General features: G+C 69.7%; 16 protein-coding genes. 7 read left to right on the top strand and 9 right to left on the bottom strand.

The features are described from left to right. Positions 1–2: 2 nt before the first annotated feature. The 5 genes from WMF22_RS17765 to WMF22_RS17745 all read left to right on the top strand — a co-directional run bounded on the left by WMF22_RS17765 (position 3) and on the right by WMF22_RS17745 (position 7,574). Complete coding sequence (locus WMF22_RS17765; protein ID WP_438036471.1) at positions 3–2,543, top strand: type VI secretion system Vgr family protein; 2,541 nt, start codon at positions 3–5, stop codon at positions 2,541–2,543. After that, positions 2,543–3,505, top strand: a complete 963-nt coding sequence (locus WMF22_RS17760) for a hypothetical protein (protein ID WP_438036470.1) — start codon at positions 2,543–2,545, stop codon at positions 3,503–3,505. Before WMF22_RS17765 ends, WMF22_RS17760 begins: the two co-directional genes overlap by 1 nt. Next, complete coding sequence (locus tag WMF22_RS17755; protein WP_438036469.1) at positions 3,502–4,833, top strand: hypothetical protein; 1,332 nt, start codon at positions 3,502–3,504, stop codon at positions 4,831–4,833. The genes WMF22_RS17760 and WMF22_RS17755 overlap by 4 nt, the downstream gene beginning before the upstream one ends. Positions 4,834–4,839: 6 nt before the next feature. Beyond that, positions 4,840–6,348 (top strand): hypothetical protein, encoded by a 1,509-nt coding sequence (locus tag WMF22_RS17750; RefSeq protein ID WP_438036468.1) that lies wholly within the window; start codon positions 4,840–4,842, stop codon positions 6,346–6,348. A gap of 203 nt (positions 6,349–6,551) precedes the next feature. Beyond that, positions 6,552–7,574, top strand: coding sequence for a zinc-dependent alcohol dehydrogenase family protein (locus WMF22_RS17745; RefSeq protein ID WP_438036467.1), 1,023 nt, complete (start codon positions 6,552–6,554; stop codon positions 7,572–7,574). 112 nt (positions 7,575–7,686) lie between these two features. Here WMF22_RS17745 and WMF22_RS17740 read toward each other — a convergent pair whose 3' ends face one another. From WMF22_RS17740 to WMF22_RS17730, 3 genes are read right to left on the bottom strand one after another with little or no spacing between them, the layout of a single operon-like run. Continuing rightward, positions 7,687–8,475 (bottom strand): WG repeat-containing protein, encoded by a 789-nt coding sequence (locus WMF22_RS17740; RefSeq protein WP_438036466.1) that lies wholly within the window; start codon positions 8,473–8,475, stop codon positions 7,687–7,689. Continuing rightward, on the bottom strand, positions 8,472–10,820 hold the full coding sequence (locus WMF22_RS17735) for a glycosyltransferase (protein WP_438036465.1): 2,349 nt from the start codon (positions 10,818–10,820) through the stop codon (positions 8,472–8,474). Before WMF22_RS17735 ends, WMF22_RS17740 begins: the two co-directional genes overlap by 4 nt. Next, positions 10,817–13,480, bottom strand: coding sequence for an NB-ARC domain-containing protein (locus WMF22_RS17730; RefSeq protein ID WP_438036464.1), 2,664 nt, complete (start codon positions 13,478–13,480; stop codon positions 10,817–10,819). Before WMF22_RS17730 ends, WMF22_RS17735 begins: the two co-directional genes overlap by 4 nt. Before the next feature lie 428 nt (positions 13,481–13,908). Here WMF22_RS17730 and WMF22_RS17725 point away from each other — a divergent pair, with 428 nt between their 5' ends. Beyond that, positions 13,909–14,202, top strand: coding sequence for an AAA family ATPase (locus tag WMF22_RS17725; RefSeq protein ID WP_437300234.1), 294 nt, complete (start codon positions 13,909–13,911; stop codon positions 14,200–14,202). A gap of 174 nt (positions 14,203–14,376) precedes the next feature. Here the strand turns inward: WMF22_RS17725 and WMF22_RS17720 are convergent, their stop codons facing one another. Together WMF22_RS17720 and WMF22_RS17715 are read right to left on the bottom strand one after the other, a co-directional pair. Next, complete coding sequence (locus WMF22_RS17720) at positions 14,377–15,090, bottom strand: hypothetical protein (protein WP_437300233.1); 714 nt, start codon at positions 15,088–15,090, stop codon at positions 14,377–14,379. Further along, entirely contained in the window at positions 15,087–16,322 is a 1,236-nt protein-coding gene (locus WMF22_RS17715) for an AAA family ATPase (protein WP_437300232.1), read from the bottom strand. Before WMF22_RS17715 ends, WMF22_RS17720 begins: the two co-directional genes overlap by 4 nt. On the opposite strand from WMF22_RS17715, the gene WMF22_RS17710 reads away from it, so the two are divergent. Further along, a complete protein-coding gene (locus WMF22_RS17710) occupies positions 16,303–16,650 on the top strand; it encodes a hypothetical protein (protein ID WP_438036463.1) in 348 nt (115 codons plus the stop codon). The two genes, WMF22_RS17715 and WMF22_RS17710, sit on opposite strands and share 20 nt — an antisense overlap. Here the strand turns inward: WMF22_RS17710 and WMF22_RS17705 are convergent, their stop codons facing one another. From WMF22_RS17705 to pglX, 4 genes are read right to left on the bottom strand one after another with little or no spacing between them, the layout of a single operon-like run. Further along, a complete protein-coding gene (locus WMF22_RS17705) occupies positions 16,651–18,753 on the bottom strand; it encodes a DEAD/DEAH box helicase (protein WP_437300230.1) in 2,103 nt (700 codons plus the stop codon). A 20-nt stretch (positions 18,754–18,773) separates the two neighbouring features. Beyond that, the gene (brxD, locus tag WMF22_RS17700; protein WP_437300229.1) at positions 18,774–20,084 is read right to left on the bottom strand and encodes a BREX system ATP-binding protein BrxD; all 1,311 of its coding nucleotides are present in this window, start codon (positions 20,082–20,084) and stop codon (positions 18,774–18,776) included. Then, the gene (gene pglZ, locus WMF22_RS17695) at positions 20,081–22,951 is read right to left on the bottom strand and encodes a BREX-6 system phosphatase PglZ (RefSeq protein ID WP_438036462.1); all 2,871 of its coding nucleotides are present in this window, start codon (positions 22,949–22,951) and stop codon (positions 20,081–20,083) included. The genes brxD and pglZ overlap by 4 nt, the downstream gene beginning before the upstream one ends. Next, entirely contained in the window at positions 22,944–26,942 is a 3,999-nt protein-coding gene (gene pglX, locus WMF22_RS17690) for a BREX-6 system adenine-specific DNA-methyltransferase PglX (protein ID WP_438036461.1), read from the bottom strand. The genes pglZ and pglX overlap by 8 nt, the downstream gene beginning before the upstream one ends. Between the last annotated feature and the right edge of the window lie 3 nt (positions 26,943–26,945).

Genomic DNA, 26,945 nt, shown 5'->3' with positions numbered 1-26,945 from the left:
CCATGCACGTCACGCTCTCCCTCGATCCGCCGGCGACGACCCGCGCCATCGCGCTCCGGGTCGCGAGCGCGCTCGGCGGCGCGACGCGCGCCGAGATCGACGTATCCGCGCCGGAGCCGCTCGACGGCGAGGCCCTCACGGGGACGCCCGCGCGCATCGAGATCAGCGGCGACGACGGCGCGATCGCGGTGCACCACGGCATCGTCGCCGGGATCACCGCGAGCGCCACCGTGGACCCGGGCGCGCAGCGGCTCTACACGCTCGACGTCCGCTCGGCCATCGAGTGGCTGACGCTGCGCAAGGACGCCCGGGTGTTCCGCAAGACGACCGCCGCGGCGATCGTGGAGGAGCTCCTCGCCGGTGTCGGCATCCGGGACGACGCCTTCGTGAACGAGGCAGAGCCGCCGCCCGAGCGCGAGCACGTGACCCAGTGGGAGGAGACCGACGCCGTCTTCCTGCGCCGCATCTGCGAGGAAGAGGGCCTGTTCTTCCGGTTCGATCCGAAGGAAGGGTTCGACGCGTTCGTCCTGTGCGACCGGTCCGACGCGGCGCCCGACGGCCTGTCGGATCCCCTGATGTTCGTCGATGAATCGGGCCTGGTTCCGGGGCAGCGCGTGGCCTTCGCCCCCAGGCAGATCCGCAGGCGCCGGCCCGGCAAGGTGGCGCTCCGCGATCACGACCCGGCCAGGCCGGCCGTGAAGCTCGAGGCCAGGGCCGAGGGCGGGCTCGATCCCGAGAAGGCCGTGGAGGTCTACCAGGCGCCCGGCCGGTTCCGGACCGACGGCGAGGGGCAGCGCGAGGCGACGCTGCGGCTCGAGGCGCTGCGGGCCGACGCCGATGTGCTCGAGTTCGACACGACGGCCCTCGAGCTCCGCCCCGGCGTGCAGTTCGAGGCGGACGCGACGCTCTCCGCGGGGCTGGCGCCGAGCGGCAAGTACTTCGTCGTCGAGACCTCGCTGGCGTGGCGCGCGGGTGAGCCGGAAGGCCGGATGTCCGTGAAGGCGATCCCGCTCGGCGTGCCGTACAGGCTCCCGCGCGCCACCCCGCGCCCGCGCGTCCCGGGGATCCTGAGCGCCACGGTGACCGGCGCGAGCGGCGAGGAGATCCACACCGACGCGGCCGGCTGCGTGCGCGTCACGTTTCCCTGGGATCGCGGGGGCCCGAAGGACGAGACAGCGAGCCTGCCAGTCCGCGTGATGCAGGCCCATCTCCCGGGGTCCATGCTCGTCCCGCGCGTGGGCTGGGAGGTCCTTGTGGGCTTCGAGGACGGCGATCCGGATCGGCCCTACGTGCTCGGGCGCTCCTTCAACGGCCGGCAGCTGCCAGCGTTCGGGTTGCCCGCCAACAAGACGATGACGGCGTTCGGCACCGTGAGCTCTCCCGGCGGCGGCAAGGCCAACATGATCACGCTGGAGGACGCCGCCGGGCGGCAGCACATGGTGTGGAACGCCGGCTTCGGCAAGACGACGACGGTCGGGGCCGACATGCAGAACCAGACCGTTGGGTTCGAGAACATCCACATCAAGGGCGCGCAATCGTGGCAGATCGGCGGCAAGGAGACGCTGTCGCTCGAGAACGCGTGGACGGTCGGCGTCGACAGCCAGACGGCCTCCGTGGGTGGCAATCAGGACATCACGATCAACGCCACCGGCATGACGAAGGTGGGGAGCGAGACGGTCTCGATCGGCGCGAACCTCATCGAGCTGGTGGGTGATCCGATCAGCGGGCTCAAGGGTTTCGCGGAATCGGCGGCGCTGGCCGGGGTCGGCCAGATCCCCGGGGTCGGCGCCGCCCTCTCGAGGGGCTACACCTGGGGAAAGGCGCTGGGCGAGGGATACCGTCGAGGCGGGTGGAGCGGCCTGGGAACGGCCGCTGTGCGGACGGGCCTTGGCGAGGTCGCCGGCCGGATCCCCGGCGGCGACGCCATCGTCGCGGCCGCGGACAGCGCCGGGCTCACGCCGTGGTCCGAGCAGGCCCGGCAGCGCGCGGCCGAACAGGAGGGCGGAGGCGGTGCTGCGGGCCCAGGCGGCGCGGGCGCCGGCGCGGCCGCCGCCGCGCCGGGGCACCGGAAGCTGGTCGTGAACGGCACGACCACCGAGGTGATCGGCGCCGTCCATGCCATCCAGACGCCGGGGTCGCTCAAGTGGACGACCCTCGGCGCGTCGAGCTTCGCCATCGGAGGGAGCCACGCCACCTCCGCCGTCCGCATCTCACGCCTCACGATGGCCGCGTCGGCGGACACCGCGGCGGCGACCTCCCTCCGGGCGAGGGCCGGGCTCGGGCGCAACGTCAAGACCGCCCATACCCTCAAGGCGGGCGGCGCCATCCAGCTCGATGCCGGCGCGGAGTTCGCCGTGAAGGCCGGCGGCGCGCTGTCGATCCAGGCGGGTGGGGCCATCACGCTCGACGGCGGCACCGTGGTGTTCGACGTCGGCGACGGCGCGTCCACGGTCTCGGTGCACGGCGGCGGGCTCACCCTCGAGTCCGCGACGATCACCATCAACGGCAAGACCCAGCACACGGGCAAGGAGAACGCCGGCTGATGGCGCTCTCCGTCGCCGAGATCGCCCTTGTCTCGCCGCTCGGGTCGAGCCCGAGCGAGCACGTCTTCTTCCATCGAGCGGAGGTCAATCCGCACGCGAGTGGCGCGTTCACGACCCGCGACGGGGAGGCCCTCCCCGTCCACCACTGCCCGTGGATCGCCGCTTCACGCCCGTGGTCGTCGCGGATCCGCCTGCTCGCGAAGCAGGCCCTCGCGCGCGCGGCGCCCGTGTCGAGGAAGACACCCATCCTCCTCGTCGCGCCCCGCGAGGCGCTGGAGGGCGAGGCGGACGTCGCGCGCTTCCTGACGCTCGCGGGTCACGCCGTCGTGAGCCAGCGATCGGGGGCAGCGGGGTATGTGCCGGCCCTGAAGGAGGCGCACGATCTTCTCCGGCAGGATCCAGAGGTGGTGGTGCTCGCCGTCGACTCCCGGATCCACCGGCCGGACATCGAGCGGTGGCTCGAGCTGCGTTATTCGGCCTTCACGCGCAATCCGCTGCCCCCCTCGGAGGGCGCCGCCGCGATGCGGCTCGTCGCGAGCGCGCAGGCGCCGCTCGCGGGCAAGGTGCACTCGTACGCCATCGCGGAGAGCGAGGCGCGCGACGACAACGATCTGCCGACGGACGGCGCCGCGCTCACGCGCGTGTTCGCGGCGCTCCGGCTCCGTCCGGCGGTGCCGCTCGTCGTCGGCCCTCGCGACGTGGATCCGCTCCGGATCCGCGATTTCCACCTCGCCTCCGTGCGTCACCACACGCGGCTCGGGCGCGCGGAGATGCCGAGCTTCGAGGGGCAGATCGGCGCCCTCGGCAGCGCCGCGGGCCTGATGTCGGCGGTCTTCGCGCTGGCCTGGCTGCGGCATGGGCTCCCTCTCCCCGGACCGGCGCGCGAGCGTGTCGCGCTGGCCTGGGCCCGATCGCCCGACGGAACCGTGGGCGCCGCGCTCGTGGGAGACGAGCGATCATGAGCGTCCGGCAGGCTTCTGCCGGGCTCCGGCGGGTGCTCCCCTCCCCGCCGCTCACCGAGCGAGAGCCGCCGCCCGCGGATCGGGATCTGCACGCGCTCGCGTGGCAAGGCGAGGTCCGCCTCGACGCCGAGCGGGCAGCGGGGGTCACCGCGGCGCTCTGGCAGCGGCACGTGCGGACCGGTCTCCTGGAGCGGGCGCTGGTGCTGGGGGCCGATCACCGCGCGGGGCCGCACCTCGATCGGCCCGAGGCCGCGCGCCGCCTCCTCGCGCACATCGACGCGCTCGCGGAGGCCGGGTTGACGCCCGTCGAGCTCGCCGCGTTCGCGGAGGAGGTGGACCTCGATCACCCGGGCACCTTGTGGGCGCTGGCGCTCCTCTTCGGCTGCCTGGAGGCGCGTGGCGTGGAGGACGCGTTCGAGGCGTGGCTCACGTCCCTGGACGGCTCGGCCTTCCCCACCTACCGAGGCATCGTCGAGCTCGCCGACGCGATAGCGACCCAGCCGAGCGCGGATCTGCGCGAGCGCGCGCGGCGCTGGGCGGCGCGCCTGGAGCAGCCGGTCCTCTCCGCGATCGCGCTCGAGGCGATGCCTCCCGGCGAGCTCCCGGGTGACGCGCTCGCCGCCCTGGCGCGGGCGCAGAGCCCCATCGTCCAGGCGGCCCTCGAGCGGCATCTCTCGCGGGCGCCGCGTGGCGCCGCGCTCGCCGCGCCGGGCCGCGCGTCGTGGCTCGACGTGGCGACCCCTGCGTTCGCCCACGAGGTGGCGCGCGCGCGCATCCTCCAGCGGGACTTCGAGCCGCTGCACCGGGTACGGAGCATGGATCCTCGCGCCGTCGCCGCGCTCGGCCCGTACGCGCTCGACGTGATCGCGCTCGCGGGGGATGCGGGCGATCAGGCCCTCGCGCGCGATCTCGCGGCCGGGTTTCCCACGACCCCACGCTCGCTCGACGCCATGGGGCGGATCGGGCTGCCTTCCCTGTTTCCGCGCCTCCTCGCGGCGGTGGGGAGCGACGAGCTCCACGAGGACGCGCACGGCGCGCTCGTGACCGCGCTCGGATCGCGCGTCGCGTGGCGCTCGGTGAAGGCGTGGGAGGAGGTGATCGCGTCCCTCCCCGCGACCGCCGCGCCGACGCGCCTGCGGGGGGGCGAGCCTCATTCTCCGCGATCGGTGCTCGAGGAGATGAGGCGCCCGGACCTGTCCGCCGAGGCCTTGCGCGTGCGCGCCGACGAGCTCCTCGCGCGGGCCGGCCGACCGGCGCAGGTGGCGTGGGACGCGTTCGGGGCGACACTGGAAGGAGCCTTGTCCGAACTGGCTCGCCTCGCGCGCTGAGGGCTTATGTCACAGGAGACGGTCATCTCGCTGGAATCGTACGCTGCCGTGATGGCCGGCCTCGGGGCGGGGCTCGACCTGCGGAGAGCCCTCGCGCACGCCGGCGTCGCTCCGGCGGCGTGGGAGCGGGCTTCCGAGCAGTGGCAGGCCAGGATCGACGAGAGCGCGGCGTCGGATCTCGCCGTGCTGGTGGCCTTCGACGCCGCCCTGCTGACCGCGAAGCGGCGGTTCGAGCCGACGTTCGAGCCCATCGAGTCGGATGTCCGCGCGTGGGCCCATTTCCGCCGGCACTTCGTGACCGCGGCGGAGCCGATCGCATTCCTCGCGCGCCACGACCTCGATCTCGCGACGTACGCGCGCATCGAGGCGGGCTGGGCGAACCGCGTCCTTCTGGATGAGATGCTTGCCGCGACGCTTCGATGCCACATGGAGGGCGCTCTCGAGGACTGTCCTGCCCTGACGAGGACGCCTTCGCCGCTGCTCGCCGCGACGGACGCGGAGCCGGCGCCGGCGCCGGCCGTGGCGTCGCCGGCGGTCGTGACGCCGCCGGCGGTCGTGGCGTCGCCGGCGGTCGTGACGTCGCCGGCGGTCGTGACGCCGTCCGTCGTGGCGCAGCAGGTCGTGGCGCAGCAGGTCGTGCAGCACCCCGCGGTGGTTCAGGCGCAGGTCGCGGGCGAGATCGCGGAGCCGCCTCGGTCGCCGCCGCCTCCGCCGCCTCCGTCGATGCGCGATGCTCGTGCTGCCCCGCGGAGCATCCAGATGGGGACGACCGTGGCGGTTTCGGCCGTCCCGTTCCCCGAAGGCCTGCCGTTCCAGCGGCCCGCCCCGCCGGGTCAGGCGAAGGCGGAAGAGGGGCCGCCGCCCATCCCGCTGGAGCGGTATGCGGTGATGCTCGCCGACCACACGCTCTTTGGCATGACGGAGGCGCAGCTCTGCGAGAAACACCAGCTGACGCCTGCGCAGCGGGCGCAGGCGTTCCAGTACTGGAAGGGTCGAGTCGACGCGGACGCCGCGCTCAGGGGCCGCGTGAAGGTCGCGGTGGATCGTTATCAGGCAGCCCGCGCCAAGGCGGGACAACACGCTCCCGAGCGCTCGTCCCCACGACAGCCGGCCATCGCGCAGGCGCCCAACCCTCCGGCCGCCGAGCGGCGCGTCGACTTCAACAGGACCGTCGATCCGGGCGAGGTCGTGATGTCGCCCGTCTTGCCGTTCCTGGCCGGCTCCTCGCCCGCGCCGAGGCCGACCGCGAGCGCGAGCGCCGAGCCGCAAGGCGGCGCCGGCGGGCCCGGTCAGCTCTCGCTGGAGCAATACGCGTCGCTCACCGTCGATCTCTCGCTCGATCCGGAGCGCACCCCGGAGACGCTCCGTCGCTACGGCCTCACGCCCGCGCAGAGGACGCTCGTGGACGCCACCTGGACGGCGAGGCTCGCCCAGAACGCCGCCGATCGCAGCGCGTTCGAGGCGGCCCGTGCCTCGTACCGAGCGTGGCGCCTCCGCAACACCAGCAAGCCGTGATCGTGCAGGCGCGCTGGTGCGCGGCGCGCGGCGCGCGAGAAGCTCCCGGTCTCGACCGTGGGCGGCGACGAGCAGCTCGATCGCGGCAAGCGAGACCATGATCTGTGCTGAAATGACACAGGTGACCTTCCCTCGCGCGGACTACCGCGCCCGGAGGAACGGATCTACGGATGGGGTGTCCAGCGAAGATTGGAGGACACGCCATGAAGACTGTCATCATTCGGAAGAACGCCTCGGAGTCGGACGCGTGGACGCTCGCCGAGCGCCCCGCTCCCAAGCCCGGTCCGGGGCAGGTGCTCGTGCGCGTCCGCGCCGCGTCGATCAACTACCGTGACCTCATGGTCGTGCGCGGCCGGTACGGCGGGGAGCGCAAGGACGAGCTTGTCCCGCTCAGCGACGCGGCGGGCGAGGTGATCGCAGTTGGAGCGGGCGTGCGGCGCTGGAAGGAGGGAGATCGCGTGATCTCGACGTTCTTCCCGACGTGGGCTTCGGGGCCGTTCCGCGGGGAGTACCGCACCACGACGCTCGGCGCGGGCGGGAACGACGGGGTGCTCGCGGAGCTCGTGGTGTTCGGAGAGGACGCGATCGTCCGCGCGCCGGCGCACCTCGGGTTCAACGAGGCGGCGACGCTGACGTGCGCCGGGGTGACGGCGTGGACGGCGCTGTTCGAGTCGGGGCCGCGGCCGGCGCCGGGGGCGACGGTGCTTGTCCAGGGGACCGGCGGGGTGTCGCTGTTCGCCGCGCAGCTGGCGCGCGCGGCGGGGCTGCGCGTGATCGCCACGTCGTCCAGCGCGGCGAAGATCGAGCGGCTGCGCGCGCTCGGCGTGACCGAGGCGATCGACTACCGGAAGCAGCCGGAGTGGCACGAGGAGGTGCTGCGGCTGACGGGCGGCGAAGGGGTGGACCGGGTGATCGAGGTGGGCGGCGCGGGGACGCTGCCGCGATCGATGCAGGCGGTGAAGACGGGGGGCGTGGTGAGCCTGATCGGGCTGCTCAGCGGGGTGGGGAGCCAGATCGATCCGATGCCGATCCTGTTCCGGGCGATCCGCGTCGAGGGGACCGTGGTCGGGTCGCGGCAGGCGACCGTGGAGCTCGGGGCGGCGCTCGAGCTGCACGGGATCCGGCCGGTGGTTGATGAGGTCTTTCCGATCGAGCGGGCGAACGAGGCGCTCGCGAAGCTCGCGGCGGGCAAGCACTTCGGGAAGGTGGTAATCGGGATCGACTGAGCGAAGCGGCGGTGAGGGGGGAGTGGCTGCGATGGCCGAGCCACCTCACCCTGGAAACGCCACCAGCAGATGCGCAGCGGTCCCGCGTACTCCATCACCGCGTCCGAGAGCGTCAGCGGATCCCCGGCTCGCAACGCAGGTGTTCACCGCGGCTCGTGGTGAAAGAGAGCTCCGCGAGCTCGCTTCGCAAAGGGGCCCGCAGCACGTTCACCGTGCGCCCCGTCTCATCGATGATCTCCAGCGATCCATCGAAGCGCTCGACACGCGCCTGGCCATTGTAGAACGGCTCCACCATGGCGAACCGCTGAGCATACGCAGGCTGCCCGCGGCCATCCACGTGCATCCACCCCCGCTCGTCGCGGGCGCGCGCAAAGCCCTTGTGGAACACGTCCAGGTCGAGATAACGGCGACCGTGGACGAGCTCGCCGCGCGCATCGATGTGCGTGGAGCGGCCATCGTCGCCCTGCGCGACAGCGGCGCCGTCGCGGTAATCGCCCGCGTAGCGCCACCGCGCCGCATACAGCGGACGCCCGGCCTGATCGATGTGGCCGTAGAGTCCCTCGCTGTCGCGGACCACGCACCGGCCGTCCTGGTAGTTGCCGCACCAGGAGTACCGCTCTGGATAGAGCTCAACGCCATCCGGCAGGATGTGATGCCAGCCCTCGGGAGCCGAGACGGCGGCGCGCCCTTCATAGAAACCGAAGGTCCTCTCGAACCTCCGCGCATAGGCGGGCTCCCCGCGCGCATCGATATGCCAGGCCGTGCTGCCGCACCGCACGGGCGAGAGGCCCGGGGCGTGGAACGCGAGCACCTCCTCGAAGCGTGCGGAGTACAGCGGCTCGCCGTCCACGAGGTGGTGCGTCCTCTCCGGGGCGACCCGCGCACGTCGCCAGTCGTTCATGGCTCACCGGCCGGCCGCCGCATGTTGCACCCAAGGCAGAGCGCACGGCTCCGGTAGGTCTTGAGCATCCGCAGGTAAGGCTCGCCGTTCCATATCTCCATCAGCCCCGCCTCGTGGAGATTGCCGAAATCGCCGAGCGTCCTGCGCTCCGCGTCGGGCGCGCAGCACGGGTCGAAGCGTCCCTCGGCGCTGATCCACGCCTCCTGGCCAAGAAACGGGCAGCGACCTCCCGGGGCCAGGTCTTCGGGGGCCGACTCGTCGAGCAGGAAGATGTTCTCCAGCAGCACGTGCTTGCCGTTCGGCAATGCGCGCTCCGACGCCGCCTCTCGCGCGGCCAGCACGGCCTCGTTCCAGCGCCGGATCGCCGAGGCATCGCGGCGCATCGAGAGCGGCTTGATCTCCTCGAAGTGCGCCCACAGGTGATGTCCCTTGACGCGGTCCACGCCGAGGCGGATCGCGAGCCGCACGATGTCGGCGAGCTCGGCGACGTTCGCCTCCAGGAACGTGAGCTGGAACGTGACCCTGCAGCGGTTCCCGCCGTCGGCGGCGTGCGCGTCGCGGACGGCGATGAACGCCTGCACGTTCTCGAGCACGGCTTCCCAGCGGGCTCCAAGCATGATCAGCTCGTGCGTCTGCCGCGTGGCCCCGTTCCAGGAGATCTTCACGTCGGAGGTGATCGGCACGAGCCGTTCGGCCCATTCCCGGGCCCCCCGTCGCGGGAAGGTCCCGTTCGTTGTCAGGTTGAGCTTGACCCCGTGCTCCCGGCAGATGTCGACGATCTCGTCGAAATGGTCATACAGGAGCGGCTCGCCCATGGTGGAAGGGATCACCTCGCGGAGGCCACGGCCGGCCGACTGGGCGATCACGCGACGCACGAGCTCGATCGGCATCAGCCGGCGCGGCTTTCCAGCAGCCTTCCGCGCCTCCTGCAGAGGGCTGTAGGGCGAGTGCTCCTCGCACATGATGCAGCGGAGGTTGCAGGTGTCCGGGTTCGTGTCGAACGTGATGCGCCACGGCCCCTGGCCGGGCTCGATCCGAGCGGCGTCGCGGCGGGCGATGACCTCGGCGTAGATGCGCTCCATCGCCTCGACGTGGCCTGCGAGGTCGGGCACGTGTCCGGACTCGGACTGCGCGTACCCGCGCTGGCCGAGGCGGCGGGCGAGCGCCGGATCGTCTGCGAGGCGCTGCATCTGGCGCGACATCGAGGAAGGGTCGCGGTGCTCGAAGAGGAGGCCGTTGACCTCGTGGTGCACGTACTCGGCCATGCCACCGGCGTTCGCGGTGATCATCGGCACGCGCGCCTGCAGGGCCTCGTGGATGACGAGCGGCGAGTTCTCGACCCAGATCGATGGCACGACGATGCAATCGACCCTATCGAAGACGTCGCGCACGATATCCTCGTTGCGGTACTCGGGCAGCCACTCCACACGAGCGGCCGCGTCGCCCGGCAGCCTCTGCGCGATCGCGCGGAGCGCCTCGGTGTCCTGCCCGCGCGGTCGACCCCAGATGCGGAGCCGAGCGTCTCCCCTCACCTGCCCAAAGGCCTTGAGGAGCTGGTGGATGCCCTTCGCGGGGATGTGCGTCCCGATGTACCCGAAGGTGAACGGCTCCCCCGGGGTTCGGGCGCGCCCGACGAGGCGGGAGAGATCGAAGCCATAGTCCAGGTAGACCAGCTTGCGCTCGGGCAGACCGAACGCCTCCCGGTACCGGCGCTCCAGGTAGCGCGCGGGCGCGATGAACAGGTCGACGAGATCGGCCATCTCGCGCGCGTGGCGCATCCGGCGCGCGACCCAGCCAGTCCAGTAGGCGACGTCTTCCTCGCGCTCGTCCGGCGCGCCCGAGAAGAAGCGCGCGTAGCAGCGCTCGGCGCATTTCCGGTCCTCCTGCCCGTCGCACGCCGCCCACAGATCGTCCGGGTTCGCCGGGTGCGTCTGCATGAACTGCCCGCGCGGGCACATTACCCAGTAGTCGTGCAGCGTGTACACGATGGGGATCCCTCGCCCGGAGGCCTCCGCGACGAGCGAGGTCGAGAGGTGATTGAGGTGGCCGATATGGACCACGTCGGGACGGAGTCGGTCGCAGAGCTCGGCGAAGCGCTGGTCGACGCCGGCGTGCCGGTAGCCGTCTCGAACGCGCGGCGTGTTGACGAGGTGGAGCGAGATGCGCGGATCGTCGGTGTCCTTCTCGTGGCGGAGCGCGAAATCCGGCGCGAACGGGTCCTCCTCGCGCGTGAAGACGTGGACCTCGTGGCGGCCGGCGAGCCCGCGACAGAGCGTCTGCGTGTAGACCTCCGAGCCCGCGTTGTAGCGCATCGGGTAGCCGTGGATGACCTTCAGGATCTTCATGAGCTCTCCTCGATACGGCCGTAGGATTCCAGCTCTCGCCAGAGATCGCGCGTCTTCAGCCCCATCTCGCTCGCCTCCTGACGAGCGAGATCCGCCTCCCTGCGGACGCCGGCGTGATCGCCCTGCGCCGCGCAGAGCCGCGCGCGGAGGGCATGAAGCCACGGGACACGGACGCGGTAGCGTGTCTCACCGAGGAGCGCCTCGGCGACATCAAGCTCCTTGGCCGCTTCCGTCAGCATGTTCTCGGCGAGGGCCACACGGGCGGTGATGAGCGCCGCGTCAGCTTCGATGAGGAGGAAACCACACCCTTCGAAGATCCGCCGCGCTTCAGCGAGATGCCTCCGGGCATGGTCGGCATTCCTGTCTGCCCAGAACAAGGCACAATCAAGGTAACAAGGCGGCAGGTGGTCCCACCGACCTGCATCGCGAACGATCTGCGCGGCCTCCTCGAACCGCTGCATTGCCTCGTCCGTACGCCCCAACGCAAGGGACGCCCGGGCTAACGTACGCATGGACAGGCCGCGATTGAGCAACGAGCTGGCGCCGGGATCGTCACTGTACGCCAGCTCGACGGCCAGGACCGCGCGGTCGTGGGCGAGCTCCACCTCATCGAGGTCGAGCAGCAGCACGGCGTGGTTCGCGAGCGCGTAGTGCTCCATCCCCACGTGGCCAGCGATCTCTCGATCTCGGATTTGCTCGATCTCCTCGAACGCGGCGTGGGCCTCGTGCAGCCGGCCGAAACGGTGCAGCAGGTGGGCACGGAAGTCACGCGCAATGACGCGAGGACGCAGCTTGCCAGAAGCATCGGCGTGGCGCACCGCGCTCTCCACGCACGCGATCGCCTCCGTGAGATTGCCTCTCAGCGAATGCACGGAGGCCAGGTTGCGCACGGACTCTGCTGCTTCCGCTATGAGACCAGCGCCGTTCGCTGTCCGGACGGCGTGCTCCAGGAGGCGCACGGCGTCGAATGTCTCGCCGTGCGCGCGGAGGAGCACACCGGCGCTGTTCTCAAGCCAATGGCGCTGCGCGGGGGCGAGGTCTCCCGTGACATCAAAAGTTCTCCGGTCGAAGAAGGCGAGAAAGGCGCGGCGGTCTTCCGCCACGGTGCCGTGCAACTTGAGGCTTCTGTGACGCTCCCCTTCACGGATACGGTCGTGCAAGACCTCGAACGACTCGGACCATCGATGGGCTTGAAGGCCGTGTGCGACCGCTGCATAGAGCGGATCGAGGTCCTCGCGGCGGACCGTGCCGTCGCTTGCGCGAGGAGACAGGTCGCGAAACCAGTCGAACAGGCGCTCGTGCGCGGAGCGGACCCCCGCGGGATCACTCGCTTCCAGCCGGTGTCGCCAGAAGCCACGCATGAGGGGATGCTGATCCCAGGCGTCCGTTTCGGTCTTCAAGAGGAGCGCGGTTTTCTCGAGGCGTGCGCAGATTCGCCGGAGCTGCTGGAGCGATGCTTCGCCGAGCGCCGAGGCGAAGCCGGAAGCGCCTGCCCGGGCGCCGAGAGCGGCGAGCGTGGCGAGATCGGTGGGCCGCTCGCAGAGCGCGACGATGCCGAGCACGGCGCGCTCCTCGGGCTTCAAGCGTTCTTCATAGAAGGAGAGGATGCGCTGGATCCGGCCGCCGTCGTCGATATCCTCCGCGCCGAGATCGAGACGGTCGGCCACGACGACGTCGCCTCCGTGCGCCTCGTTCAGGTAGTCGCCCACGAGGGCGAGCGAGAGGGCGTGGCGGCGCAGGCGATCGGCCAGGCGCCCGAGCTGCTCGTCGGACCCGCGCACGCCTCGGCTCCGCAGCACCTGGACGGCGGACGCGCGGTCGACGGGGCCGAGCTGGATGCGGCGGACGCCGGCACCTTCGAGATCGAAGGGGGGACGCGTGGTGATCACGCACAGCCCGCCGTACATCTGAGATGCCAGCTCGCGAACGAGGATCCCCATGTGCCTGTCGATCAGCTTTCCTCGGGCGTCCTGCAGCGGCTCCAGCCCATCGATGACCACGATCGTCCGGCGATCGCGCACGCGCCGGACCAGCCGGCTCACGTTCTCCATGGGATCTGCCGAGGGTGTCTCTCCGATCGAAGCGAGCAACACGGACACCGCCGCCGACGCAGACGGCGCTCCCCCGCCGTCCTGATCTTCGATGGAACAAGAGATCACGGCTTCGACCCCGCCATAGACCGGTTGCATGCCGTCGAGCCAGGTTCGGACGAGCTGCGTCTTGCCGGCTCCCCCCTCGCCGACCACCACGACGACTTGGACGGCGTCATTCACGAGCGCGTCATCCAGCGATCGCTTCTCCTGCTCGCGGCCCACGATCTCCCGTTCAGGCGGAGGGAGGCGGCCGAGCGCGACACACCTCGGACCGAGTCGAGCCGCCCGCAGCGCCTCGCCGACGCGACGCGCGATCGCGACGAGGGCTTCGCCGGGGTCGATGACGGTCGCCACCGCGGGATCCAGGATCGGCCCGAAGCGACGGAGCACCAGGTCTTGGTCGTCGACGCAGGCCCTCCAGCGCACGAGCGAGACTTCGGCGCGCCGCCGGTGAGCGAGGGCACGATGAGCGACGCTGCGCCATGCGGGCCAGTCGAGCAGTCGCGCAGAGACAAGGATGACGACATGGGTTGCCGCACGGAGGCGCTCGTCGATCCCGTGCTCCACGTGTTCGCCGCCCACGAGGCAAGAGTCCAGCACCTCGCCACCTTCTCCGCGGCACACCTGCTCGATGTGAGGCCGGAGAGCCCTCGCGCCGTCGTCGTCGTCCGGGCAGTGAAGCAGAAGCAGCTGCATGCGGACGAGAGATTCGCACGGAACACACGCGGCAGGACACCCTGCCGTGCGTTCCGTCCCCTGCGCAAAGACCTCGCCGGCTTCGTTCGAGAAGCGTGCCTGCTCGCTGCACACCCGCTCGCCTACCAGCGCGACGTGATCCCAGCCGAGTGCCAAGGTCCGCCGGCGGAGCGACGACAGGACGTGCTTCGACCAGACGACGGCCGGGCGGCTCGGTCAGGCGCGACAGACCGCGCCGCGTCGAACCGCTGGCGAGGGTCCGATCTCGGAGGCTTCGTGGTACAGGAACGTCCGCTGCCATGCCGACGAGTCCCCTCAGCCCGCTCAGCTGGCCCGTGCGCGAGATCGCCCGACTCGAGCGCGGCGGCCTTGTACCTGGAGACGTCGTGATCACGCGCATCTACATCGACAACTTCCGCACGCTCGTCAATTTCGAATGGAAGCCGGGGAAGCTCGCCCTGCTGCTCGGCGAGAACGGGTCCGGCAAGTCCTCGGTGATCGATGCCTTGTGGGGCATCCGCGCGCTGGTCGCGGAGCAGGGTGAGCTCCGGCGCTGGTTTCCCGGTGTATCTCGCGCGCGGGTGGGACGGTGAGTGATCGCGCGCAGTTCGTCGTCACGGCTATGTCGTCGCGAGCTACCCTCGCGAAGTGAAGGCGTTTCGCAGGCAGAACGCCAGCGCCTCGACAGGGCTGGTCGCGCACATCGACGCGGACCCCACCCATACGGTCGCCGCGCGCAGCTCGCGGCGGAGCTGCTCGGCCCCAGCTCAAGGCCCGAGCACGTCGAGGAGGCGACCGAGATCCGGGCAGCGGCTCAGCACCTCGGCGCGTCGAGCCGGGCCTGGCCTGATCCGAACGCGCAGGAGATCCTCGTCGTCGCGCCCCTTCTTATAGCGCCGCTCGGAGATGATCTGGAATACCCGGTCCAGACACTCCGCCGGCTTGCGGTACTGGACTGCGAACTCCTCGGCGCCGAGCGTCGCCGGAGGAGGGACACACCTGTCCAGCAGCGCTTGAACCTGTTCGCGGCGACCTTCGGCGTGCTCGAGGAGGGCGTCGGGGCACGCGACGAGCAGACTCTCCTTGTTCCAGCGGATACAGCGCACGTACAACCTCGACGACTTCTCCTCCGAGAGCGCAGACTCTCGCACGAGGTGGTCTTTCCATGACGCCTCGAAGGCGATCACCCATTGGTGCAGCGCTGCGCCGTCCCCTCCGGCGGACGCTGGCCGCGCGCCCGGAACGAGGTTTTGCGGCCTGTCGGCGTCCGCGAGGCAAACGACGCGATCGGGCGGGAGCTTCGTCTGCTTGAGCGGCGTCCGCAGGAGCCTGGGCGCCTCGTGCACGAAGTTGCCGGTGCCGCGGACGGGTCTCCCCTCCACGATCATCTCGGGAAGACCACGGTCTCTGCGCATGGCCTTGACGAGCAGGTGCAGCTCTTCGTGGTAGTCGTCCTCGTAGGCGATGACGATCGATCTCACGACACGGACGTCCCGTCTCGAGGAGGCGACTCCAGCATGCCTCGGGCGCGCAGCTCCGACAGCGAATATTCCTTGAGCCAGGCGTCGAGCAGCTCGCCGTCGAGCGTCTCCACGGTGACGCCGGCGTCGCTCGAAAAGCGCGTGATGCCGAGCGACGCGGCGGGGTCCTCCAGGTGATCGAGCAGGCGGTCGGCGTGCGTGGCCGCCAGGATCGGGGTCTTCTCCGCGCGCGACTCCATCACCTTCACGAGCCGCCGCATCGCCCTGGGGTGGAGGCTCCGCTCCGGCTCATCGAACGCGATCAGCGCGGGGCTGTCCGGCGCGTGCAGCGCGGCGAGCAGCGCCAGGTAGACGCGCATGCCTTCGCTCATGTCGTCGAGGTAGAGGGTCGCCCCCGAGCGCTTGTCACGCCACGTCAGGGTGATCACGCCTCGGCCGGGCCCGGGAGGGAATCGCATCTCCTCGCACCAGGGAAAGACGGCCTGCAGGTCGGCGAGCAGCGCGCTCCACGTGTCCGGGTATTCCTGCGAGAGGGTGTGGAGCGCGTTGAGGAGGTCGCGCCCAGACCGCTTGATGCGGCGCGTCCGCTCGACGGGCCGAGCGCCGATGGGCTCGTGCGCGCCCTCAACGCCGTCGGGGGCGGCGCCGAGGGCGAACGACGGATAGAAGGCGATGCTTTGCAGTGCCTCCTTGACGTGCATCGGCGTCGGGTAACGCACCTCGTCCGAGATGGCCGCGAGGCTGGAGTTCGTGAGCATCGCGCTGTCCGACTCCACCGGGGCCACGACATCGTTCTTCCTCGTCTGGACGTTGGCCGCCCAGGACGCGGCGCCGCCCTTCAGCGCGATGAACGGACGCTGCTCGAAGCCGTTTTTGTAAACCCGGACTTCTTCGTCGAGGACGGTAGGGCTCGCCCGGACGCTCCCGAAGCGGATCATGTATTCGACCGGCGCCCTCTCCCGCTGAAAGACGGGCGAGCGCTCCGAGAAGCGGGCAAGCAGCTCGATCTCGGTGCTCGTCCCGGCCCAGGCGACAGCGGCCCATCCGCCCCGATCGAGGATCGCCCGCCCGGCCCGCCCGCCCGCGGCCGCGCAGATCATCGCGACACCATCCAGGATGGAGCTCTTGCCGCTGGCGTTCTCGCCGATCAGCACCAGCGGTTTGCCTGGAGGCAGCGAGATCTCCACGTCCTTGAGCGCGCGGAAGCCTTGGATGCGGATCTTCTCGAGCATGGCGGCGCTCGCCGTCTATCGCGCGGATACGGTTCGTCGTCCAGATCTCATGCACGCCGAAGCCACCGGGACGGGCCCAGGACCCCCACACGCTGCGCAGCGGCCGATCGCTCGGAGCGCCGCCGACGATCCGTTCGCCGCGTTCGACGAGGCGTCGAGCGCCTCGCAGGACGGGGCGGCGAGCGACCGCGGGTCGCAGGCCTCCTCGGAGACCGCCGCGCAGGCGGCTGCCTCCGGCGCGAAGAAGCCGTGGTTCGCGCTCCTGTGGAACCTCACGGAGACCGGCGCCAGCGTCGACCTCGAAAAGCGACGACCGTGTGGATGCTGACTACACCGCCAGCCACCGCACCGTCCCCGCGATGTCGAGCAGAAAGCTCTCGACGACCTCCAACGCGAATCTCTCGGGGAGGCAGTCCTGGAACTTCGATAGCCGGTAGCCCGGCAACCTGGCGAGCACGGCCTGGCGCAACTCGGGTGCGTCCCAGAAGGCCGATGACGACATCCTGCCGATCGTCCCACGAACGCTCTCGTGACCGATCCCGTCACCCTCGATGCGAAGCTGAAAGTTGTCGGCAACGACCTTCCAACCTTCCGCGACCTCAAACCCGTACTTGAGCGTGTGATTCACACGGCCTCCCGCGAAGGTCCACCAGCGGGCGACGCTGCCGTCGGTCTGCACCGCGTGGCCCGCTCGCCGGAGCAGGTCGCCCAGATCTGCTCGCTTCTCCTCGATGTGCTTCATCCCGCGCTCGTCGACGTACGGGTAGCGAACGGCCTCCGTGAGCACCCGCTTCATCCTCTGGCACAGCTCGAACCCGAGGAGCTGCGGGATGAACCCGCCCCAGCTCGGCTTCACGCCGGCCGGCGCTTCGCGAACGACGACGACGCGGTCCCCGTGGCGCACGCGCTCGACGGTCCACGCACGGCCGCCGAGCAGGAACGAGCTCATCTGTTCCACGAGCCGATCCACGAAGTCCTGTTCGAGCGATCCGAGGTCACGCCCCGCACCCGTCACGACACGGTAGAGCACCGGCGACGAGAACACGGCGTACAGCTCCATGAAGTTCTTCTTGCCGTACGCCCGTTCGGCCTTCTGTCCCATGGACAGCAGGCCTCCCGCCTCGAAGAGGAAATCCTGCTCCTTCATGTGCCCGACGACCTCGTCGAACTCGGTCCGCGTGATCGACCGGAAATCGGGGGTCTTCTCGAGCTGCTCCCAGCAGCGCTCGGCGCTGATTGCGCCATATTGGAGCGTCATGGCGAGGAGCTGGTGAACCAGCACCGGCCAGCACCGCTCGTGCTTGGCTACCCGTTCGACCCAGCCTTCCCGGGCCAGCTCGATCAGCGCGACCGCCTGGAGCACGGCCTCGGGATCCTCGCAGAGGAACGTCGTGTTCGCGACGGTACCCGCCCGGCGGCCCGTTCGCCCCATGCGCTGCATGAACGATGAGACCGAGCTCGGGGCGTTCGCCTGGAACACGAGGTCGAGGTCGCCGACGTCGATGCCCAGCTCGAGGGTGGACGTGCAGACGATGCAGGCGTTCGTCCCATGCGCGAACCGCTCCTCCGCAGCCCTGCGCTCTTCCAGCGATACGGAGCTGTGGTGAACGAACACGTCGATGGACCGCCCGCGCATCCGCTCGGCGACGCTCTCTGTGAGCGACCTCGACGGGCAGAAGAAGAGGCTCTTCTTCCCGGAAGCGCGAGCCGCAGCCTCCACGGCCAGGCCCGCAACGCTGTCGTGCAAGCCGACGAAGAGGTCCCGCTTGGCCGGGATCTTCGGCGGATCGACGACGACGCCATCGCGCCTGGACGAGCCCGCAAGCCACGCGAGGATCTCCGTGGGGTTACCCACCGTCGCGGACAGCCCCACGCGCTGGACGTCGTTCTGGCTCGACGGAGCGAGCCTCTCGATGACAGACATCAGGTGGGCGCCGCGATCTGTCCCTGCGAGCGCGTGGATCTCATCGATGACCACGAGGCGGAGCTCTTTGAACAGTCGCTGCACCGGCGACTTCGGCGAGACGAGCATCACCTCCAAGGACTCCGGCGTCGTCATGAGGATCTCCGCCGGCTCCTTGATGAACCGCCGCTTCGCCTGATCGGTGACGTCGCCATGCCAGACGAAGCGCCGGAGCCCGACCATCTCGGCGTACGTGCCCAGGCGCTCCTCCTGGTTGTTGAGGAGCGCCTTGATCGGAGCGATGTAGATGACGCCCACGCCCTCGGGCTCGCGCTCGACGAGGCTCGCGAGCGCCGGGAACATCGCGGCCTCCGTCTTTCCGCCGGCCGTCGGCGCGAGCACCACGGCGTTCTTCCCGTCGAGGATCGCCTCGCCCGCCATTTCCTGGACGGGCCGCAGGCTGATCCAGCCCAGGCGGGACACGATGGCCTGCTGGAGGCGGGCGGGGAAGCGCGCGAACGCCGTCATGTGTGACCGCAGTCCTCCGCTCAAAACTCCACGGATGCCACCGGATAGCCCTTCTCGTCGTCGGGCTCCGGCTGGTATTCGTAAGGTCTCTTTCCCTCCGACGCGCGCTGCTCCTCGACCGTGGGCTGCGGCTCGGGGAGCGATGCGTCGGGGTTCTCCGCCACGGTGTCGAAGAGGTTCACGAGCCGGCGGAGGAACTGACGTGGAACGACGCCGACGTCTCCGCCGAAGCCCCGGCTCACCTCGTCGACAAGCGACTCGATCCGCTCCGGCGTCACCTTCTGAGCGACGATGTTCGGGTCGCCCATCGGGTAGAGCTGCTGGAGCCGGAGGCCGACGTCCTTCAGGCGGCCCTTGTCGAAGGGCTTCAGCTCCAGCTGCGGCTGGCGCATCGTGACGAGACCGCCCTCGTTCAGGAACTGGATGCGATCGTGGAGCGGTTGCAGCCCCGCGACGCCCCGGCGCGCGTCGAAGAACTCGGGCGTGCCCGTGAAGATCCAGAGCAGCCCCTTGTAGCGATCGGCCGCGTCGATGATCTGCCGGACGCCGTTCAGCGACTTGCCGCGCACGTCCTGGCGCATCCGCAGGATCGTCTCCGCCTCGTCGATGACGATGACCAGGCCGTTGTAGCCGGCGGCCTTGACGATCTCCAGGACGCCCTGGAGGTACGCCATCGCGTCCTTGCTCGCGATGTCGCCCTTGATGCCTGCCGCCTTCTTCTCGGACGCGCTGACGTTCTCGCTGCCGGAGAGCCACGACAGGAGCGCCCCCGCCTCGCGCACCTTGCCCGCCTGCTTCAGCTTGAAGACCTCGCGCAGCACGCGCCCGAGATCCTCGGGCGCCTTGCCGCCGGTCATCGAGGTGATCTCCTCCTCGATCCGCTTCTGGACCTTCTGATCGAAGTCGGGCGCGCGCTCGTCGGCGCCTCCGTCGATGAGCGCGTTTTCGACCTTGGCGATCCAGCGGTCGATGATGTCGCCCAGGGCGCCCCGCGGGCACGAGCTGGTCCCCAGCTCCTGGACGACCTTCCGGTACACGTCGTCGAACTTGTGAAAGTGCAGGTCGTTGTCCGAGACGACGACGAAGCTCGTGGCGAATCCCCTCGCCTGCGCGTCGAGCAACGCGAGCCGGGCCATGAAGGTCTTGCCGCAGCCGTAGCCGCCGCGGAGGAACTTGAAGACGCCCTCGCCCGACTTGGCCAGGTCGAGCAGCCGGCCGATCTCCGCCCGCTGCTTCTCGATGCCGACGGCGAACGCCTCCAGGCCGCGCTCCGGGACGACGCCGGAGCGGAGGCGCTCGAAGATGTGCTCGCGGTCTCGTTGGCTCGTCATCGGTCACCCTCTCGCACGTAGCGCTTGCCGCCTTCTCCAGGCTCGATCCGCACCTTGAAGGGGAGCTTAGGCAAGTGGGTCTCGAACTCCAGCGAGAACCTCCGGAAGGCGCGGGCCGATCCGAGGAGGTTCGTCACCTCCGGCTCCGTTACCACGCCGTGCTTCTCGATGTGCAGGAACACCTTGCGGATGCCCTCGTCGGCGATCGTGCTCGCCCACCCCTCCGGCGCGGGCGGCGGGATCGTGGGCGGCTTCGTCCCGCGGGAGGTGCCGCTCACCGCGTACCACCGGTCGGGCGTTGCGCCGTGGACCTTCTCGGTGCTGTCCGGGTGGTACACCTCGACGCGGACGCGCTCGTCGGCGGGGCCTTCGAGGCCGAAGAACACCTCCGTCCAGGCCTCGCCGACGGTCACTTGCAAGCGCCCAGGCCTGAGCGACGACGGCCCTGCCACGTCCTTGATGATCACGCGGATTGGAGGGCGGTCGGGGACCCGGAGCGCCAGATGGACAGCCCGCGCCGCGGCGAACCCGAGGCTCGTCGTCGTCTGCCGGGCGAAGCCGATCCGCAGGCGCAGCCGGTGGAGCCCCACCACGTCGTCCTGGGGCTCGACTTCGACCGCGTACTCCGCGTAGCCGGCCTGCTCGGCGCGCTTCCTCGTCACCGTGAGCACCGGGATCACCCGCTCCTGCGGGCTGTTCCCGCCGTGGACGAACGAGGCGCCGGCGTTGCCCGTCGCGAAGACGGCCGTGTCGTCCCGGAAGAGCAGGTAGCCCGAGATCCCCTCGTACCCGAGCGACGAGACGGACACGTTGACCATGCCGGCCTCGGCGCGGGGGTGCTCGTCGAGCACGTGCCTCCGCTGCGGATCGCTCTTCTTGCCGAACGGTCGGACCTCCGTCGTCTCGTCCTGGAGGAGGAAGCCGTGGTCCGCCGTGAAGACGCAGCTCTTCACGCCCGCCAGCTGAAGATGGTGCCAGGCGGCTTTGATCTGCCGGAGCGTCGACTCGAACGTGGGGAGTCCGACGTTCGCTTCGCCCGCGTCGTCGATCTCCTGGGAGTGGACAACGATGATCTGGTGCGCCTTCACGCTCTTCGTGAGGGCCGCCGTGCTGTCCTCGCAGACCTTGGCGAGCGTCAGGCGGAGGGCGGGCTTCCCCGCGCTGCGCATCCCCATCGCGCGGGCGCGATCCTCCGGATTGCGCACCGTGAACTCGCCCGTCTTGAAGCCCTGGAAGCTGCCGGCGACGGTGAGCCGGTCGCCCTGGGCCACCGGCGCGAGGACGTTCATCCCCACGGCGGTGATCGTCGGCAGCTCGGCGAGCCGGGGTTTCAGGTCCACGACGGTGCCGGCGCCCTTCAGCTCCTCGACGAGCTCGGTCGCCATCTCGTAGCGGAAGGCGTCGATGACGAAGACGGCGACCTTCTCGCTCGCGAGCGTCAGGGGGTGGACGACCTGCTCGAAGAGGCTCCGCTGCCGCAGGTCGGCGGACGGCAGGAAGCCGTGCTCCTTGCAGAGGGCGGCGAAGTCCTTCGCGAGCTGGTCGGCCCAGGCGCGGTGGGCTCGCCGTAGCTCGGTGGCCACCTCGCGGAGGGCGCCGTAGTGCGGCAGGCGCGAGTCCAATAGAGCGAGCCGACGCTGCTCGAACCGCCGGTGGGCTCGGTCGACCTCGAAGGCGGACGCGGCGTACCGCTCGACGGCCTCATCGAGGCTGCGGGCGCCCTCGAACGGCCTCGGGTGGCGCGCGAGCGTCTCCCCGAACTCGGCGGCCTCCGCCACGAGGCTCCACGCCCACCGCCGGAGCTGGTCGCGCTGGACCCAGAACGACCGCTCCCCCTGGCGCGCCTCGCACCAGGCCTTCGCCTTCGACCACGCGCCGGCGCGGAGCGCGTCGACAGCGCCCGTGAGGACGCGGTTCTCCTCCTCCTGGAACGTGTCGATCTGCCCGAGGTCGTCCGGGGTCATCGCCGCGAGCTCCTCGGCGAGGAAGCCCTCGACCTCATCGGCCATCCGGGCGTAGGCCTCCGCGCTGTCCTTGCGGAGCTGCGCCGCGAGGTCGCCGCACGCCTTCACGAGCGGGGCCGACAGGCTCCGGAGGCGTCGCAGGTGCTCGTCGTGGGCGGGGCGCCGGAGGTCGTTGACGTACTCGACAGCGAGCACCCAGCCGACGAGCTGGTGGAGCAGCCGGTCGAGCTCCCTGGCCTCTCGCTCGCCCGCGTAGAAGGCCTCCCAGGCGTTGTCCATTCCGGTGAGCTTGTGGATGTAGCTCCGGAGGGTCGCCATCTCCTCGGGGCCCGACACGCGGGGCGCGAGCGCGCCGGGCTGCGCGAGGGCTTCGGCGAGCATCCGGGGGCCGAACTCGTCGAGGGCGGCGGCCAGACCGAAGGTGCTCTGCGAGACGGCCGAGGTGAGCCAGGCGTCGGCCTCCTCGAGCGTGGGCTGCTTCGCGAGGAGCTTCTCGACCTCGGCGGGGGCGAGGCGCGCGGCGGCGGCCTCGCGGATCAAGGTGTCGAGCGCCTTCCGGAACCGGACGCCGGGCTCGTACAGCTCGAGGACGGGCGTCTTGCGGATCGTGTCCTCGTTGAAGCCCGGCATGTGGATGAGGAGCGTCTGCTTGTCGAGCCCGCTCCCGAAGTGCTCCAGGTGGAAGAGCAGGTCGAGGAAGCTGCCGCGGAAGCCGACAACGGGGAACGGGAACTCGCCCTTCGCCTGCCTCGCCGCGAGGTCGTCCACGAGGCGCGTATAGTGGGCGTCCTTGTCGAGCCAGACGACGATGCCCTGGCGGCGGAGCTCGCCGAGGACCTCTTGCTCGATGGCGGCGGAGACCGGGCCGCGGTCGGTCGTGGCGGGGTCGCGTGGCTCAGTCATCGGGCTCCTCCGGGGCGTTCTCGTCCTGCTCGAACAGCGGACCGGCGCCGCTGTCGTCGTCTGCTGCGGCCGACGCGGTCTTCCTGTCGCGGCGCTTCAGCTCCTTGGCCAGGATTTCGCGCGCCTCGCGCTCGTGCTCGGCGAGGAACTTGGCGCGCGCGGCGTTGGAGGCGGGCTCGTCGATGGTGAAATCGGGGCGAATCTCGTCCTGGAGACGGAGCTCCCAGGCGTAGGCCTTCGCCGGGTGCAGCTCCCAGAAGCACTTGTGGGCCACGGCGAGGGAGGGGTCGTCGTGGCACTTCTTGCGCACGCGCGCCGGGAAGTAGCGGGCCGCGAGGTGGGACCAGTCGTAGTCCTTCTTCCCCTGGGCGGTCGCCAGCTCCTTCCACCACTTCTTCGGGTCCTTCCACTGCGGCTCCAGGAGCGGCCAGAGGGCGGCGCTGTTCACCATCACGCCGTCGTCGAGATCCATGACGTAGCGGGCGTCGACCTCGCGCTTGGGCGTCTTGTCGTCCGGGGACGGCGGGCCTTTCTCCGCGATCTCGGTGACCTTGGCGATGAAGTCGTTCAGCTCCTCGAGGAGCTTTTGCACCTCGGTGAAGCGGCGCTCGGCCTTGCCCTTGTTGTTGCCGGAGGCACGGGCGGTGCGGAGATCGTCGAGCTCGCCTTCGAGGCGGCGCTTCGTTGGCACGAGGTGATCGGCGAGAAGGACGTTGAGCGTGTCGTCGGCCCAGCGGTGGATCGAGATGAAGGCGACGAAGCTCTTCTTCGCCGAGGACAGTGGGAAGTAGATCGGGCGGTTCTCGTAGAGCTTACGATGGTAGTCGAAGAACGACTTGCGGAGGTAAGTGCGAAGGTCGTCACCGTCGCCGACAGTAGCCCCGCGCTCCTTCCAGAACGCGATGATTGGCGCACAGGAAACTTGGTCGACACTGTCGCCTCCTTCGGACGAGATGAAGAGAATTCCGCTCGGGAGCGCGCCTGCGGGGGCTACGTCGTGGATGCCTTCGCCGCTCGCACCGAAGCGACCGAAGGCGACCCCAACCGCGTAGGAGCAGAACGCCTCAGGGGCAGGTGAATCGTAGACAGGCTCATAGAGTGGAAGCGTATCGCCCTCGGACCGGTCAACGGCTTTCTGTGCCCAGGATTGCACGCACCGCCACGCCGAAGGACCCGGCCGCTTGAACTCCACTGACGGTTCGCGGCCTGACTCATGCTCCGAGAACGCCGCCTCAACAAGCGACCATATCTGTTCGGTTGCACCGACAGAGAAGACTGGCAGCCTGACCACGTCCGAAACCGCGAAGTCGACACCGGGCGCGAGCGACTGGGCTACGCTTCGACAACTTTTGGAGTTCATAAGGCAAAGAAGTCCGGTCAGGTCCCCCGTGACCAGGCTCCGTCCCTTGTCGCCGAAAATGCTGCTAAACCGATGTCGTCGAGCGCCAAAATCGGCTCCAGCAGTTGTAAAAGCGACACCCCCAAGAAAGTAGAATTGTTCGTTTTGCGGCCGAGCGGCCTGCTTGCCGTCCACGACGGCAAGCTTTAGGGCAAGCCCCCTCTGATACCAGTCGACTACCTCGGAGAGAGGCTCCACCCACAGCCTACCATCGCTCCCTTTGATAAAGGGGACCCAGTAAGCGTCAGCCGGTGGTGAACCAGAATTTTTTTTCCAGACTCGGTCAATCGCAATTTCCCATGGCCGCCTTAGGTTCCGGGTGTTGTTCCCAGTGCAGAGCCCCTGACGCACTTTCGAGACAGTTCCAAGCTTTGGCGCCGCTGCGTACCGCGCGAGAAACTCCTTACTCCACCAGTAGACGATCGGCTCGCCCTCGATGACCTCGAAGCCCCGCGGATCGAACTCGTAGCGTCCTAGATGGGCCAGAACAGCCGCCCGCTTGCGGTTCGTCCGCTGACGATCGTAGGATTTGTCATCCAGGGTAGTCGGTTGTATGGCGAAGCTCGGAACCCCTGGATGGGGCGCCCGACGGAAGACCGTGGCGCATACAGCCAGCACCTCGTTGGGCACCTCGTCGAAAGCACCTCGATCAAAGTCACCAATGGCTCTGAGATCGTTCGTCTTCAGGAGATGCTTGCGAAACTCGCCGAACTGCCCAAGAAACATCCATCCCCGCATGGTGAGGAGCGCCGATGCTCCCCCGGGTCGGGTGAGCTCCAGCCCTCGCTCCAGAAACGCGGCGTAGAGGTCCGCTTTGCTCTTCGGGTACGTCGCCGCGATGTAGCCGAACGAGTTTGTCTTCGAGAGCCCCTGGTACGGCGGGTTCCCCACCACGATGTCGTAAGTGCCCTCCTTTGCCATCCTGACGAACCGGACCCCGGCCGCGAGTTGCTCTCCGTCAAGGCGAAGGCCGAGGTCACCAGATTTCGAGTGCTTCGCAAGGAACTGCTCCAGCTTCTCTAGAACCGTCGCCTTCGCTGCCCCGGTGGGCAGCTTCACTTGCTGCACCGGGAACCCGCCGAACAAGTCGCCCTGGCCGTGGGTACGCTCGAACTCCACCTCAACATCCTTGATGGCATCCTCGACGGCGGCATCGACCTTCAGCAGCGAGCCGAGGTAGTCGACCCCCGCGAGCGATGTGACGAGCCTGGTGGTCAGCTCCTCGGGGATCCCTGCCTCGCGCTTCAAATCCTTCCGCAGCACCGCGATCGCGGGGTCGTCGGCCGGCAGGTTCCCCAGCTGAAGGACCGGCGCGACAAGGTTGACCCTCTTTGGCCGGGCCGCCTTCGCCAGCGACCTCGCCTTCAAATACAGCCCCGCCGCCGCGATCTGGATGGCCCGGGGATCGATATCGATCCCATGGAGGTTGTTCTCCAGGATGGACTCGGCGATCTCGCGGTCCGTCACCGTCGCCCCGAGATGCCGTGCCTCCTCACGGTAAAGCGCCGCGAGCAGGTCGAACGCGATCACGAGGAAGTGCCCGCTTCCGCACGCGGGGTCCAGGATCTTGATCGCCCGGACCGACGCCGGCGCCTTCTCGACCGCATCGTCGGGGATCGGCTGCGGCACGTAATATTTCCAGTGCTCCTCCAGCTCCCCCTCGATGGGCATCAGCGCATCCAGCGCCACCTCCCCGGCCTCTCTCCTCTTCCGCCACTCGGCCCTGCGGTCGTCGAGCACCGGCAGGACGCGCTCCGCATCCGCCGTCCACCCTCGCTTCTTGCACATGGCCAGCCACGTCAGTCCGAGGCTGTTCTGCAGCAGCCACTCGACCATGTAGCGCTCGGTGAACATCTGCGTCTTCGACGCGATCTCGTGGGGCTCGATCTTCCCCCCGCCGTTGATCTTCGCGTCGAGCGCCTCCCGGTCCGGGTCGTTCCAGTACTGGTAGACCCACCCGAGGGTCGTATCGTCGGTCCACGCCGAGGCGAGCCCCGGCGCGTCGAGCCGCTCGATCATGTCCCGCAGCGTCGCCGCCGGGATCGGGAACAGCCGCGTCAACCCCACCTCGCCGAACACGCCGGGCAGGTCGACCGCCAGCTCGTCGAACACGAGCTCCAGCAGCGTCCCATACCCCTCCGTCGCGTCCGTCGTCCCGTCGGTGCAGAGCGTGGGCGCGAACTCTCGGAACTCGCGGTATCCCTTGCTGTTCCACCCCCCGGTGACGACAGCGGGCCTGGAGAGCCCGAGGGCCTCCAGATGGCGCAGCAGGACGAGCCGGTTGACGGCGGTCGCCGCCGCCTCCTTCTCGGCCTGGGCGAGCAGGCGCTCCTTCGTCGCCTTCAGCTCGGCCTTGTTCTTCGGCTTCGCAGCCCGCGCGCGCTCGTCGATCCACGCCTCGATGCGCTCCCGGCGCCTCCGGTGGGCCTCGTCGAGGCCGGCGTCGCCGGTGGGCACCGACAGCCGGTAGCGCCGGTCGGCCTCGTCGTGGATGGCGCGGAGGAGCCGCGCGCGGATGCCCTTCTCGGGGTCCTGCGCCGTCCCTCGGATCGTCTCGGCGAGGAGCTTCTTGGCTTCGGGGGTGAGCGGCATGGT

It is taken from the genome of Sorangium sp. So ce204 (assembly GCF_051526795.1).
In the GTDB taxonomy this organism is placed as follows: domain Bacteria; phylum Myxococcota_A; class Polyangia; order Polyangiales; family Polyangiaceae; genus Sorangium; species Sorangium cellulosum_B.
Note: the sequence above shows the minus strand (reverse complement) of the source record. Positions and strands in the feature narration are given on the sequence as shown.